Source organism: Micromonospora sp. BL1, assembly GCF_003667485.1.
Lineage (GTDB): Bacteria > Actinomycetota > Actinomycetes > Mycobacteriales > Micromonosporaceae > Micromonospora > Micromonospora tulbaghiae.
Window position 1 is genome coordinate 1 of record NZ_RCVK01000291.1, and the last position, 13,159, is coordinate 13,159.

The window sequence follows — 13,159 nt, forward strand, 5'->3', positions numbered from 1 at the left end:
GGGCGCTCTTGCGTGCTGGCCCTGCGCGGGATCGCCCGCCGATACGGGGCCGTCCGGCCAGGCGTCAGCCCGGGCACCCGCCGGCAGGAGCGGAGGTCACTCGTCGGCGCCGGGCGCCACCGGGCGGGAGCGGGCGTCCACCAGCGGGTCGGGTGCGGCGGCGGGCGTCGGGAACGGCGGCGGCGTCCCGCCGTAGCTCGGACACAGCGCCTGGTGGTTGCACCAGTCGCACAGGCGGCTCGGCCGGGGACGGAAGTCCTGCCGGGCGGTGGCCTGCTCGATCGCCCGCCACAGCGCCACCACGGTGCGCTCGAAGCGCACCAGCTCGTCGGCGTCCGGCGCGTAGTCGCAGACCTCGGCGTCCTTGAGGTAGAGCAGCCGCAGCACCCGCGGCACCACGCCCCGGGTTCGCCACAGCACCAGGGCGTAGAACTTGAGCTGGAACAGCGCCCGCGCCTCGAACGCCTCCCGCGGCGCCCCGCCGGTCTTGTAGTCGACCACCCGCAGCGCGCCGTCCGGCGCCACGTCGAGCCGGTCGAGGTAGCCCCGGATGAGCAACTCGTCGTCGACCACCGCGGAGATGAGCGCCTCGCGCTCGGCCGGTTCCAGCCGGCGCGGATCCTCCACCGCGAAGTAGCCGTCCAGCAGCGCCGTCGCCGACCGGAGGAACTCCTGCGGCCCGACGGCGTCGCCGTCGGCGAACAGCGTGGCCAGCTCCGGCTCCTCGGTGACCAGCCGGTCCCACTGCGGGGCGACCAGGTCACCGGCCGACTCCGGGGTGCGCGCAGAGGCCGGCAGGTCGAACAGTCGCTCCAGCACCGCGTGCACGAGCGTGCCCCGGGCCTGCTCGACGGTCGGCCGCTCGGGCAGCCGGTCGATGCTACGGAACCGGTAGAGCAGCGGGCAGGTCTTGAAGTCGGCCGCCCGCGACGGCGACAACGAGGCCCGCACGGTGACCGGCGCTGGTGCCGCCGTCTGGTCGCCGTGACTGTCGATCATCGGTTCCGCCGTCATGCCCGGAAGGTTAGGGCACGCGTGTGACAGGACCGGCGTCGCCGCACCGGAGCATGATCCGCAACCGTGGCGCCCTCAGTCGTCCACGGCTGCGGGGCTCGCCGAAGCTCAGCTCACGTAGCATCGGGCCGGTGCAGCAGCGGAGCCGAGGACCCCGCCGGCCGGGGCTCAGCCTCGGCCGGGTCCTCGGGGTGCCGCTGCGCGTCGACGCCTCGATGCTGCTGCTCACCGTCGTGGTCACAGTGCTGTACGCGGCACTGGCCCGCCGCCAGCTCGACCTCGGCCCGCTCGGCGGCTACCTGGTCGGCCTCGGCTTCGTGATCTCGCTGCTCGGCTCCGTGCTGCTGCACGAGCTGGGGCACGCGCTGACCGCCCGCCGGTACGGCATCGGTGTGCGGGGGATCACCCTGGAACTGCTCGGCGGCTACACCGAGATGGACCGCGACGCCCCCAGCCCCCGGGTCGAGCTGCTGATCTCCCTGGCCGGCCCGGCCGTCTCCGCGGTGCTCGGCGCCGGCGCGGTCGCCGCCACCCTCGCCCTGCCCGCCGGCACGCTCGGCCACCAGCTCGCCTTCCAGCTCGCGGTGAGCAACGTGGTGGTGGCGATCTTCAACAGCCTGCCCGGCCTGCCACTGGACGGCGGACGGGCGCTTCGCGCCGCCGTGTGGGCGCTCACCCGCGACCGGCACCGCGGCACCGAGGTGGCCGGCTGGGTGGGCCGGGCCGTCGCGCTGGGCACGCTGGTGCTGGTCGTGGTGCTCACCATGCGCCGGGCACTGGCACCCCTGGCCCTGCCGCTGCTGCTGCTCGTCGCGCTGACGCTGTGGCGCGGCGCCGGCCAGTCGATCCGGCTGGCGCGCATCGGCCGCCGGCTGCACCTGGTCGACCTGGCCCGGCTTGCCCGCACGGTGCTGCCGGTGCCCACCGGCACGCCGCTGGCCGAGGCCCAGCGCCGCCGCGACGAGGCGGGCACCCCCGAGGCGGCACTCGGCGTGGTCGACTCGGCCGGCCGTACCGTCGCCCTGGTCGACCCGGCCCGCGTCGCCGCCGTACCCCCGGAACGGAGGCCGTGGGTCGCGGTGGACGAGGTGGCCCGCGACCTGTCCGCCGTGCCGGCCCTGCCGCTCGGGGCGGACGGCGAGCGCGTGCTGGAGACCGTGCGCACCCACCCGGGCGCGCAGTACGTCGTGACGGCAGGCGAAGATGTGGTCGGCGTGCTGCACATCGCGGATCTCGCCCAGCTCCTGGAACCCGAACGGAAGACGAACACGTGACCGCAGAGATCTCCACCGTCCCGGCGTTGCCCCCGGTCCATCGCGGGCCGTTCCGGCCGGGCGACCGGGTCCAGCTGACCGACCCGAAGGGCCGGATGCACACCGTGACGCTGGAGCCGGGCAAGGAGTTCCACACCCACCGCGGGATCCTCAAGCACGACACCCTGATCGGCCTGCCCGACGGCAGCGTGGTCACCACCGCCGGCGGCGGCACCGCGTTCCTGGCGCTGCGGCCGCTGCTGTCGGACTACGTGCTGTCCATGCCGCGCGGCGCCCAGGTGATCTACCCGAAGGACTCGGCGCAGATCGTCGCCATGGGCGACATCTTCCCCGGCGCCAAGGTGCTGGAGGCCGGCGCCGGGTCCGGCGCGCTGTCCTGCTCGCTGCTGCGGGCCGTCGGCACCGAGGGCGAGCTGCACTCGTTCGAGCTGCGCGACGACTTCGCCCAGATCGCCCGCCGCAACGTCGAGGCGTTCTTCAACGGCCCGCACCCGGCCTGGAACCTGCACGTCGGCGACGTCGCCGACTGCGCCGAGACCGGATTCGACCGGATCATCCTCGACATGCTCACCCCGTGGGAGATGCTCGACATGGTCGAGCGGGCGCTCGTGCCGGGCGGCGTGCTGATCGGCTACGTGGCTACCACCCCGCAGCTGTCCGAGCTGGTCGAGGCGCTGCGCGAGCGCGGTGGCTGGACCGAGCCGCGCGCCTGGGAGTCGCTGGTGCGCGACTGGCACGCCGAAGGGCTCGCGGTGCGCCCGGACCACCGGATGATCGCCCACACCGCGTTCCTGGTCTCCGCCCGCAAGCTCGCCCCCGGGGTCACCGCGCCGCCGCGCCGGCGCAAGCCCAGCAAGGGCGCCGAGGCGTACGCGCAGCGCCGCGACGCCCTGCGCGCCGCCGCGGCCGCCCGCGCGGCGGAGGAGCCGGAGCAGTCCTGACCCCCGCCGCGCGGACGCGCGCGCACGGGCGGATCATGTGTGCCGGTGGGGACGACACCTGAGCGGGTGGAGACGGTGGCATGAGCGAGCGGATCGGGGCGCGCGTCGGGCGGCGCGCCCGTGCCGGTGACCGAAACCGATGGTGGCGCCGCGGCGCGGGTCGGCGGGAGGCGGCGTGAGCAACCCCGGTTACGGCAACGGCGACCTGCCCGCCGTCTTCCCGGACTGGTCGCCCTACACCGACCTGGAGTCGGCCGCCCGGGCGTACCTGCGTGACCCGGACATCGCGCTGGAGGCGCTCGACGGCGTGCTGCGCGGCGCGTCCGTGCTCGGCTTCACGCTGGAGCGCTTCGTCAACGAGGTGAACGGGGTGTGGCAGGAGGTCGTCGTCTGCGACGGCAGCCGGCTGGTGCTCTGGCACGGCGAGGACGTGCCGCCGGGGGAGGGGCCGCCCGGCGCGATGACCTCGTCGCTGCGGGTGGTGCCGCTGTCCACCGTCACCGAGGTCGGCTGCCGGCGGCGGCTCATGCGCGCCGACAACGGCACCGTACGGGTCGACAGCATCGACGTGTACCTGCTGCTCAGCTCACTCGACGAGGCGCCGCCCAGCGACGAGGCGGTCGGCGCGCCCCGGCACGACGCGCTGCGCTTCGGCAAGACCCTCGACGACGGCGGGGCGGGGCAGATCGCCCGGCTGGAGGAGTTCGCCCGGCTGGTCGCCTCGGTGGTCGGCCGGCCCCTGCTCTGAGGCGGACGCACGACGGGCCGGGGACGTGTCCCCGGCCCGTCGTGTCCGTCTCCGCTCAGTCCTCGGCCTCCGGGCCGGCCACCTCGACGCCGTCGCTGCCGCGCACGACGTGGATGCACTCGCCCGGGCACTCCTTCGCCGAGTCGATCACCTCGAGGCGCAGGTGCTCCGGCACGTCCACCCGGGCGCCGGGGGCCTGCCGCAGCTCGCCGTCCGGGCCCTTGACGTACGCCAGGCCGTCGACGTCGAACTCGAAGACCTCCGGCGCGTACTGCACGCAGAGCCCGTCACCGGTGCAGAGGTCCTGATCCACCCAGACCTGCAACTGGTCGGTCGCGACGTCGGTCACGAAGCACCCCCCATGTTCTCCCGTCCCACACTCCGACGGTACCCGAACGCCCGTACCCGCCCCGCGACCAGCCCTTCGCGATCAAGCTTCGGTGACGAGCGCGTTGCTGTGGACCGAATCGGGCTCATAGCGGCTAGTGTTAGGTCAGAACGTTCAAGCCCCCCGGGGAGGTGGGACGTGGCACGCAGCGACGACGCGGACTCGCGCGCCGCACGGTGGGAAAAGGAAGCCCACGATCTCTCCACGCAGGTCGCGTTCCTGCAAGAGGAACTCGCTCTGGTGCGGCGCAAGTTGACCGAAAGCCCCCGACACGTCCGGCAGCTCGAAGAGCGGCTGGCGGCCACGCAGGCACAGTTGGCGCGGCTGACCGAGAACAACGAGCGGCTCGTGAGCACCCTCAAGGAGGCTCGCGCGCAGATCGTGACGCTCAAGGAGGAGATCGACCGTCTCGCCCAGCCGCCGAGTGGCTACGGCGTCTTCCTGGCCAAGCACGACGACGGCACGGTGGACGTGTTCACCGGCGGGCGCAAGCTCCGGGTGGCGGTCTCGCCCTCGCTGGAGGTCGACGAGCTGCGCCGTGGCCAGGAGGTCCTGCTCAACGACGCGCTCAACATCGTCGACGCGTTCGGCTACGAGCGGGTCGGCGAGGTGGTGATGCTCAAGGAGATCCTGGCGGGCCCGGAGGGCGCTCCGGGTGACCGGGCGCTCGTGGTGTCGCACTCCGACGAGGAGCGCATCGTGCACCTCGCCGAGACCCTGATCGGCAGCGCGATCCGGGCCGGCGACTCGCTCATGATCGAGCCCCGCTCGGCGTACGCGTACGAGCGGATCCCGAAGAGCGAGGTCGAGGAACTGGTCCTGGAGGAGGTGCCCGACGTCAACTACGAGGACATCGGTGGCCTCCAGGCACAGATCGAGCAGATCCGCGACGCGGTGGAGCTGCCGTTCCTGCACTCCGACCTGTTCCGCGAGCACCAGCTCCGGCCGCCGAAGGGCATCCTGCTCTACGGCCCGCCCGGCTGCGGCAAGACGCTGATCGCCAAGGCGGTGGCGAACTCGCTGGCCAAGAAGATCGCCGAGCGGGAGGGGAAGGATCGCCACACCAGCTTCTTCCTCAACATCAAGGGCCCCGAGCTGCTCAACAAGTACGTCGGTGAGACCGAGCGGCACATCCGGCTGATCTTCCAGCGGGCGCGGGAGAAGGCCGGCGAGGGCACTCCGGTGATCGTGTTCTTCGACGAGATGGACTCGGTGTTCCGCACCCGCGGTTCCGGCGTCTCCTCCGACGTGGAGAACACCATCGTCCCGCAGCTGCTCAGCGAGATCGACGGCGTCGAGGGCCTGGAGAACGTCATCGTCATCGGCGCCTCCAACCGGGAAGACATGATCGACCCGGCGATCCTGCGCCCCGGCCGGCTCGACGTGAAGATCAAGATCGAGCGGCCGGACGCCGAGGCGGCGAAGGACATCTTCTCCAAGTACATCCTCGCCGGCCTGCCGCTGCACGCCGACGACCTGGCCGAGCACGGCGGCGACGCCCAGGCCACCGTCGCGGCGATGATCGACGCGGTGGTCCTGCGGATGTACTCCGAGACCGAGGAGAACCGCTTCCTCGAGGTCACCTACGCCAACGGCGACAAGGAAGTCCTCTACTTCAAGGACTTCAACTCCGGCGCGATGATCCAGAACATCGTGGACCGGGGCAAGAAGATGGCCATCAAGGAGTTCCTCACCTCCGGGCGCAAGGGGCTGCGGCTCCAGCACCTGCTCGACGCCTGCGTCGACGAGTTCCGCGAGAACGAGGACCTGCCCAACACCACCAACCCCGACGACTGGGCCCGCATCTCCGGCAAGAAGGGCGAGCGGATCGTCTACATCCGCACGCTCGTCTCCGGCGGCAAGGGCGCCGAGGCCGGACGGTCCATCGAGACCGCCAGCAACACCGGCCAGTACCTGTAGTCCGGTCCCTCGACGAAGGCCCGTGGCGTACGCGCCACGGGCCTTCGCGCGTATCCGGGTGGGCCGCCACACCGGACCGGCGCTGCCGCCACGCCCCCTCGGCGCGTCACGCCGACTACGCTCGACGTGACGGGGACCGGGACGGCGAGCGGAGCGGGCAGGTCGATGAGCGTTAGACGGATCATGGGCACCGAGGTCGAGTACGGCATCTCCGTGCCCGGTCAGGCCGGAGCCAACCCGATGGTCACCTCCTCCCAGGTGGTCAACGCCTACGGGGCACGGCCGGAACTCAACCGGGGCGGCCGGGCCCGCTGGGACTACGAGGAGGAGTCGCCACTGCGCGACGCCCGCGGGTTCACCTACTCCGGCGCCGCGTACGACCCGGCCGAGGCGCTCGCCGACGAGGACCTCGGGCTCGCCAACGTCATACTCACCAACGGCGCCCGCCTCTACGTCGACCACGCCCACCCGGAGTACTCGACGCCCGAGGTGACGAACCCGCTGGACGTGGTGCGGTGGGACAAGGCGGGGGAGCGGGTGATGGCCGAGGCGGCCCGGCGGGCCGCGACCATCCCGGGCACCCACCCGATCCACCTGTACAAGAACAACACCGACAACAAGGGCGCCAGCTACGGTGCGCACGAGAACTACCTGATGCGCCGGCAGACGCCGTTCGCCGACATCGTGGCGTACCTGACGCCGTTCTTCGTCACCCGGCAGATCGTCTGCGGCGCCGGGCGGGTCGGCATCGGCCAGGACGGCGGCCAGAGCGGTTTCCAGATCTCCCAGCGGGCCGACTTCTTCGAGGTCGAGGTGGGACTGGAGACGACGCTCAAGCGGCCCATCATCAACACCCGCGACGAGCCGCACGCCGACGCCGACAAGTACCGCCGGCTGCACGTCATCATCGGCGACGCCAACCTCTCCGAGATCTCCACGTTCCTCAAGGTCGGCACCACCTCGCTGATCCTCGCCATGATCGAGGAGAAGGCGCTCGGCGCGGACCTGGGCATCGCCGACCCGGTGGCCGAGCTGCGCGCGGTCAGCCACGACCCGTCGCTCAAGCACCTGATGCGGATGCGTGACGGCCGCAAGCTGACCGCGCTGGACGTGCAGTGGGCGTACCTGGAGCGGGTCGGCTCCTTCGTGGACGACCGCTACGGCAAGGACGTGGACGCGCAGACCGCCGACGTGCTGCGCCGCTGGGAGAGCGTGCTGGACCGGCTCGGCCGGGACGCGTTCGAGTGCGCCGACGAACTGGACTGGGTGGCCAAGCTGCGGCTGCTGGAGGGCTACCGGGAGCGGGAGAAGCTGGCCTGGGGCTCGCACAAGCTGCAACTGGTCGACCTCCAGTACTCCGACGTGCGGCCGGAGAAGGGCCTCTACCACCGCCTGGTGCAGCGCGGCTCGATGAAGACGCTGCTCACCGACGAGCAGACCCGCACCGCGATGACCGAGCCGCCGGAGGACACCCGCGCGTACTTCCGGGGCCGTTGCCTGGACCGGTACGCCTCCGAGGTGGTCGCCGCGAGCTGGGACTCGGTCATCTTCGACGTGGGCCGGGAGTCGCTGGTCCGGGTGCCGATGATGGAGCCCGAGCGGGGCACCCGCGCGCACGTCGGCGAGCTGTTCGACCGCTGCGAGAGCGCCAAGGATCTGCTGGAGACGCTCACCGCCGGGTGACCCCGATGCCGGAAGGCCCGCCGGGTGCCGGAAACGGGCACGCGACGGGCCTTTCGTCGCTCCCGCGAGGTAAGTTGATCGCAGGCGATCGTGGAGGAGGCACCACCATGGCGACGCAAGAGGGTGGGCAGACCCAGTCCGGCAAGTCCCGCGAGGAGGTCGAGGAGGTCACCGCGGAGGCCAACCCCGAGGTGGCTGAGCGGCACGCCGAGATCACCGAGGACGTGGACGACCTGCTCGACGAGATCGACTCCGTCCTGGAGGAGAACGCCGAGGAGTTCGTCCGGGGGTATGTACAAAAGGGCGGCCAGTGAGGCGTATGTCCGTTTCGCCCACCAGGGCGAAGGGCAGGCCGTCAACCGCCGGCACCACGATGATCGCACCGGACGGGTGCGCGGGATAATCTGCTTCAACTGCAACGGTGGTCTTGGCCGGTCCCGGGACACTCCCGTGGGGCCGGCCGGGGCGATCACGTACCTGAGAGGAACCACGTGGCAGCGGGTTTTGATCCATCCGGGCGTCTTCCAGATGTGTTCACCAACGCGGGGACGTCCTCCTTCACAGCGTTCCTGAGCAAGGTGGCCCCCGAGATGCTGCCCGGCCGGCGGCCGCTGCCACCCGGCATGGCCGCCGACATGGCGCCGCACGCGACCACGATCGTGGCCATCTCGGCCGCCGGTGGCGTGGTCATGGCCGGCGACCGGCGCGCCACGATGGGCAACCTGATCGCCCAGCGCGACATCGAGAAGGTGCACCCGGCCGACGCGTACTCGCTCGTCGGCATCGCGGGCACCGCCGGCATCGGCATCGAGCTGATGCGACTGTTCCAGGTGGAGCTGGAGCACTACGAGAAGATCGAGGGCGCGATGCTCTCGCTCGACGGCAAAGCCAACCGGCTGGCCTCGATGATCCGCGGCAACCTGGGCGCGGCCATGCAGGGCCTCGCCGTGATCCCGCTGTTCGCCGGCTTCGACCTGGCCGCGAGCGACCCGGCGCGGGCCGGGCGGATCTTCAGCTTCGACGTGACCGGCGGCCCGTACGAGGAGACCGGCTACGACGCCATCGGCTCCGGTTCGCTGTTCGCCAAGTCCGCGCTGAAGAAGCGGTTCCGGACCGGCCTGTCGGTCGAGGACGCGACGCGGCTCGCGGTCGAGGCGCTCTACGACGCGGCGGACGACGACACCGCCACCGGCGGCCCCGACCTGACCCGGCGGATCTACCCGGTCGTGATGACCGCCACCGCCGAGGGCACCCACCGGCTCACCGACGCCGAGACGGCGGCGATCGCGGAGAGCGTGGTGTCCGGCCGGATGGAGAACCCCGGCGGCTGAGGCCGCTCCCACCGTCCACCGAGTCAGCAGTCCCGCAGAAGGAGAACCGCCGCCGTGGCCATGCAGTTCTACGCCTCGCCCGAGCAGATCATGCGCGACCGCTCCGAGCTGGCCCGCAAGGGCATCGCCCGGGGCCGCAGCGCGGTGGTCCTGAGCTACGCGGGCGGGGTGCTCTTCGTCGCCGAGAACCTGTCCAGCACGCTGCACAAGGTCAGCGAGATCTACGACCGGATCGGCTTCGCCGCTGTCGGCCGGTACAACGAGTTCGAGAACCTGCGCCGCGCGGGCGTGCGGATGGCCGACCTCAACGGCCTCAGCTACGACCGGCGGGACGTGAACGGCCTGGCGCTGGCCAACGCGTACGCGCAGACGCTCGGCGCGATCTTCACGGAGCAGTCGAAGCCGTTCGAGGTGGAGATCTGCGTGGCCGAGGTGGGTGCCGCGCCCGAGGACGACTCCCTCTACCGGGTGACCTACGACGGCTCGGTGAACGACGAGCCGGGCCGGATGGCGATGGGCGGCCAGGCCGAGGCGATCAGCGGGGTGCTGAAGAACGAGCACCGGCCGGAGATGTCGCTGTCGGAGGCGGTCCGCGCCGCCATGAAGGCGTTGAGCAGCGTCGGCGGCGAGGGCGGGGCGGCGCGCACCATCGCCGCCAACCAGCTGGAGGTGGCGGTCCTGGACCGGCGCCGGGTGGGGCGTACGTTCCGGCGGATCACCGGTGCGGCGCTGACCGCGCTGCTGGAGGGCGACGCCGAGGCCGACACCGCGCCCGCGCCGGGCCGGGCGAAGACGCCGACCGTGCCGACGGAGGAGGCGAAGAAGCCGACCACGTCGGCGGGTTCGGCCGATCTGGAGGGCAACGCGGAGGACAAGCCCGCCGAGTGACGCGCGTTCACGGACCCCGCCGCCTCGCCGAGGTGGCGGGGTCTTTCGCGTACGGATGCCGCCACCTCGCCGATGTGCGCGGGGGAGATCGCAAGCGACGAGCGTCGGCGCTGCCCATCGGAGGCTCCGGGCGGCTAGTGTCTCATCATGGAGCGGCGAATCTTCGGCCTCGAAACCGAGTACGGCGTCACCTGCACCTATCGCGGGCAACGCCGACTGTCCCCCGACGAGGTCGCGCGGTACCTGTTCCGGCGGGTGGTGTCGTGGGGCCGGTCGAGCAACGTGTTCCTGCGCAACGGCGCCCGCCTCTATCTGGACGTGGGCTCGCACCCGGAGTACGCGACTCCGGAGTGCGACTCGGTGACCGACCTGGTGGCACACGACCGGGCCGGTGAGCGGATCCTGGAGGGGCTGCTCGTCGACGCCGAGAAGCGGCTGCACGACGAGGGCATCGCGGGCGAGATCTACCTGTTCAAGAACAACACCGACTCGGCCGGCAACTCGTACGGCTGCCACGAGAACTACCTGGTGTCCCGGCACGGCGAGTTCGGCCGGCTCGCCGACGTGCTCATCCCGTTCCTGGTCACCCGGCAGTTGATCTGCGGCGCGGGCAAGGTGCTGCAGACGCCGCGCGGCGCGGTCTACTGCCTGTCCCAGCGGGCCGAGCACATCTGGGAGGGTGTCTCGTCGGCGACCACCCGCAGCCGGCCGATCATCAACACGCGGGACGAGCCGCACGCGGACGCCGAGCGCTACCGCCGGCTGCACGTGATCGTCGGCGACTCGAACATGAACGAGGTCACCACGCTGCTGAAGGTCGGCACGGCCGACATCGTGCTGCGGATGATCGAGGCCGGTGTGGTGATGCGCGACCTGACGCTGGAGAACCCGATCCGGGCCATCCGCGAGGTGTCGCACGACATCACCGGCCGGCGCAAGGTGCGGCTGGCCTCCGGCAAGGAGGTCTCGGCGCTGGAGATCCAGCAGGAATACCTGGCCAAGGCGACGGAGTTCGTGGAGCGCCGGGGCGGCGACCAGACCGCGAAGCGGGTGGTCGACCTGTGGGGCCGGGTGTTGCGCGCGGTCGAGACCGGCGACCTGGACCCGGTGGCCCGCGAGATCGACTGGGTCACGAAGCTGAAGCTGATCGAGCGTTACCAGCGCAAGCACGACCTGCCGCTGTCGCACCCGCGGGTGGCGCAGATGGACCTGGCCTACCACGACCTGCGGCGCGGGCGCGGCCTGTACGGGCTGCTGGAGCGCCGCCGCGAGGTGGACCGGGTGGCCACCGACCCGGAGATCTTCGAGGCGAAGGAGACGCCGCCGCAGACGACCCGGGCGCGGCTGCGCGGCGAGTTCATCCGCCACGCCCAGGAGAAGCGGCGTGACTTCACCGTGGACTGGGTGCACCTGAAGCTGAACGACCAGGCGCAGCGCACGGTGCTGTGCAAGGACCCGTTCCGGGCCTACGACGAGCGGGTGGAGCGGCTGATCGCCAGCATGTGATCGTGCGGGCGGCCGGTGCCCGGCACCGGCCGCCCGTCCACGGGTACGCTGGCGTCGCGATGAACACTTCCGAATCCGCCGGTGGGTCCGGCCGCGAGACGTCCTCGGGCCGTGACGGCACCGAGAAGCTCAACTGGATCGACCGCCGGCGGGAGAAGATCCGGGCCGAGATCGAACGCAACAGGCGCGGCGACTACACGGTGCCGACCTGGGTGCTGGCCGCGGCGCTGGTGCTGATCGTGGGCGCCTGGCTGGCGTTGATCCTGTTCCTCGGCTGAGTGCCGCGCCGGTCAACCCAGCAGGCGGGCCGCGTGCCGGCCGGCGGCGGCCGCGGCCAGGAAGTACGCGTGGTCGGCGTCCAGGCCCCGGCCCATCGTGGACAGGCCGACCGGGGCGGCCCGCAGCGCCGCGTCGAGGCCGTCGGCGGGCACGGTGACGATCCGGTGGCGGTCGGCCAGCGGCGTCAGCGCCGCGGCGACCTCCGCGGCCAGGCCGGGGTCGAGGCCGTCCGGCACGACCAGCTCCGCGGGGGCCAGCGCGACCCGGCCGTACGCGGTGAGGCTGTGGTGGGAGACGCCACGGTGCCGGGGGCGGGCGTCGGCGTCGGAGATGCGCAACGACCCGACCGGGCGCCCGCCCAGCGTGGCGACCGCGTTCACCGCCTCGCCGACGGCGACGCCGGAGAAGCCCCAGCGGGTGCCGGTGCCGAGGTTGCCCGGCCCCTGGGCGACGATCGTCAGGTCCGCGTCGAGCACGTGCCGCGCGGCGAGCAGACCGCTGTGCAGCGTGCTCGCCTCCAGGTCGCCGCCGAACGCCTGGCCCACGCTCACCGTGCCCACGAGGTGCCCGGACAGCCCGGCCAGCGTGCGGGAGAACCAGGCCGGCAGCGCCCCGCCGTCGGTCAGCACGTACGCCACCCGGGCGCCGGGCTCGTCGGCGCGTACGCCGGCCAGGATCGCGGGCAGCGCGGAGTGCAGGTCGGCGGTGACCACCGGCATGCCGTCCACGGTGTCGGCGGCGGCCAGCCGGTCGTGGTGCGGCGACGCCTCCTCGTCCACGCCGAGCAGGATCGGTTGCAGCGGCGTGTAGCGGGCCTTGACCAGGTGCCCGGCGTCGCGGCTGTCGCCGGCCTGCGGCGGGTCCGGCGGCAGCCGGTCGGGCAGCGCCACGACCAGCGCGTACCCGCCGGTGCCGAGGCCCATCAGCAGCGCGCCGGCGTTGAGCAGCACCCGGTCGCCGGGCTCCGGCTCGCCGACCAGGGCCGGGTAGGCCAGGGCGCGCATCCGCGTGCCGTCGGGCAGGTCGACGTCCAGTTCGGCAGCGCCGGCCCACCGTCGCCGTACCGCCGTGACCGTGCCGGACCGCCATCGCACCATGCGGTGCACGCTATCGGCCGCCGCCGGGACGGCCCCCGGGCGGGTCAGGGGTTCCGGTCGTCGACCGGAACCCCTGACCCGCCCGGGGGG

At 72.3% G+C, this 13,159-nt stretch carries 14 protein-coding genes; 11 read left to right on the forward strand and 3 right to left on the reverse strand.

Going from position 1 to position 13,159, the window contains the following annotated elements:
* Positions 1 to 96: 96 nt before the first annotated feature.
* Positions 97 to 1,014 carry a PD-(D/E)XK nuclease family protein gene (locus EAD96_RS21900; protein ID WP_121685615.1) on the reverse strand — a complete coding sequence of 306 codons (918 nt, stop codon included), beginning with the start codon at positions 1,012 to 1,014 and terminating at the stop codon, positions 97 to 99.
* A gap of 215 nt (positions 1,015 to 1,229) precedes the next feature.
* On the opposite strand from EAD96_RS21900, the gene EAD96_RS21905 reads away from it, so the two are divergent.
* The 3 genes from EAD96_RS21905 to EAD96_RS21915 all read left to right on the forward strand — a co-directional run bounded on the left by EAD96_RS21905 (position 1,230) and on the right by EAD96_RS21915 (position 3,977).
* The gene (locus EAD96_RS21905) at positions 1,230 to 2,288 is read left to right on the forward strand and encodes a M50 family metallopeptidase (protein WP_121685619.1); all 1,059 of its coding nucleotides are present in this window, start codon (positions 1,230 to 1,232) and stop codon (positions 2,286 to 2,288) included.
* Complete coding sequence (locus EAD96_RS21910; protein WP_121685616.1) at positions 2,285 to 3,229, forward strand: tRNA (adenine-N1)-methyltransferase; 945 nt, start codon at positions 2,285 to 2,287, stop codon at positions 3,227 to 3,229. The genes EAD96_RS21905 and EAD96_RS21910 overlap by 4 nt, the downstream gene beginning before the upstream one ends.
* 175 nt (positions 3,230 to 3,404) lie before the next feature.
* Complete coding sequence (locus tag EAD96_RS21915; protein ID WP_120570080.1) at positions 3,405 to 3,977, forward strand: hypothetical protein; 573 nt, start codon at positions 3,405 to 3,407, stop codon at positions 3,975 to 3,977.
* A gap of 55 nt (positions 3,978 to 4,032) precedes the next feature.
* On the opposite strand, the gene EAD96_RS21920 is transcribed toward EAD96_RS21915, so the two are convergent.
* Positions 4,033 to 4,326: a ferredoxin gene (locus EAD96_RS21920; protein ID WP_013286103.1), complete on the reverse strand. Its 294-nt coding sequence runs from the start codon at positions 4,324 to 4,326 to the stop codon at positions 4,033 to 4,035.
* A gap of 177 nt (positions 4,327 to 4,503) precedes the next feature.
* Between EAD96_RS21920 and arc the strand changes: the two genes are divergently transcribed.
* From arc to EAD96_RS21960, 8 genes are all read left to right on the forward strand, one after another.
* Positions 4,504 to 6,285, forward strand: coding sequence for a proteasome ATPase (arc, locus tag EAD96_RS21925; RefSeq protein WP_091428079.1), 1,782 nt, complete (start codon positions 4,504 to 4,506; stop codon positions 6,283 to 6,285).
* A 165-nt stretch (positions 6,286 to 6,450) separates the two neighbouring features.
* Positions 6,451 to 7,968, forward strand: a complete 1,518-nt coding sequence (gene dop, locus EAD96_RS21930; RefSeq protein ID WP_121685617.1) for a depupylase/deamidase Dop — start codon at positions 6,451 to 6,453, stop codon at positions 7,966 to 7,968.
* Positions 7,969 to 8,075: 107 nt separating this feature from the next.
* Positions 8,076 to 8,282 (forward strand): ubiquitin-like protein Pup, encoded by a 207-nt coding sequence (locus EAD96_RS21935; RefSeq protein ID WP_013286106.1) that lies wholly within the window; start codon positions 8,076 to 8,078, stop codon positions 8,280 to 8,282.
* Entirely contained in the window at positions 8,260 to 8,541 is a 282-nt protein-coding gene (locus EAD96_RS21940; protein WP_233586126.1) for an endonuclease domain-containing protein, read from the forward strand. Before EAD96_RS21935 ends, EAD96_RS21940 begins: the two co-directional genes overlap by 23 nt.
* Entirely contained in the window at positions 8,460 to 9,299 is an 840-nt protein-coding gene (gene prcB, locus EAD96_RS21945) for a proteasome subunit beta (RefSeq protein WP_199733259.1), read from the forward strand. Before EAD96_RS21940 ends, prcB begins: the two co-directional genes overlap by 82 nt.
* 54 nt (positions 9,300 to 9,353) lie before the next feature.
* The gene (gene prcA / locus EAD96_RS21950; RefSeq protein ID WP_120570077.1) at positions 9,354 to 10,187 is read left to right on the forward strand and encodes a proteasome subunit alpha; all 834 of its coding nucleotides are present in this window, start codon (positions 9,354 to 9,356) and stop codon (positions 10,185 to 10,187) included.
* Between the two features lie 147 nt (positions 10,188 to 10,334).
* Positions 10,335 to 11,693 (forward strand): Pup--protein ligase, encoded by a 1,359-nt coding sequence (pafA, locus tag EAD96_RS21955; RefSeq protein ID WP_013286109.1) that lies wholly within the window; start codon positions 10,335 to 10,337, stop codon positions 11,691 to 11,693.
* 59 nt (positions 11,694 to 11,752) lie between these two features.
* Positions 11,753 to 11,971: a hypothetical protein gene (locus EAD96_RS21960; protein WP_121685620.1), complete on the forward strand. Its 219-nt coding sequence runs from the start codon at positions 11,753 to 11,755 to the stop codon at positions 11,969 to 11,971.
* 12 nt (positions 11,972 to 11,983) lie between these two features.
* On the opposite strand, the gene EAD96_RS21965 is transcribed toward EAD96_RS21960, so the two are convergent.
* A complete protein-coding gene (locus EAD96_RS21965) occupies positions 11,984 to 13,069 on the reverse strand; it encodes a DUF3866 family protein (RefSeq protein WP_121685618.1) in 1,086 nt (361 codons plus the stop codon).
* Positions 13,070 to 13,159 lie beyond the last annotated feature (90 nt).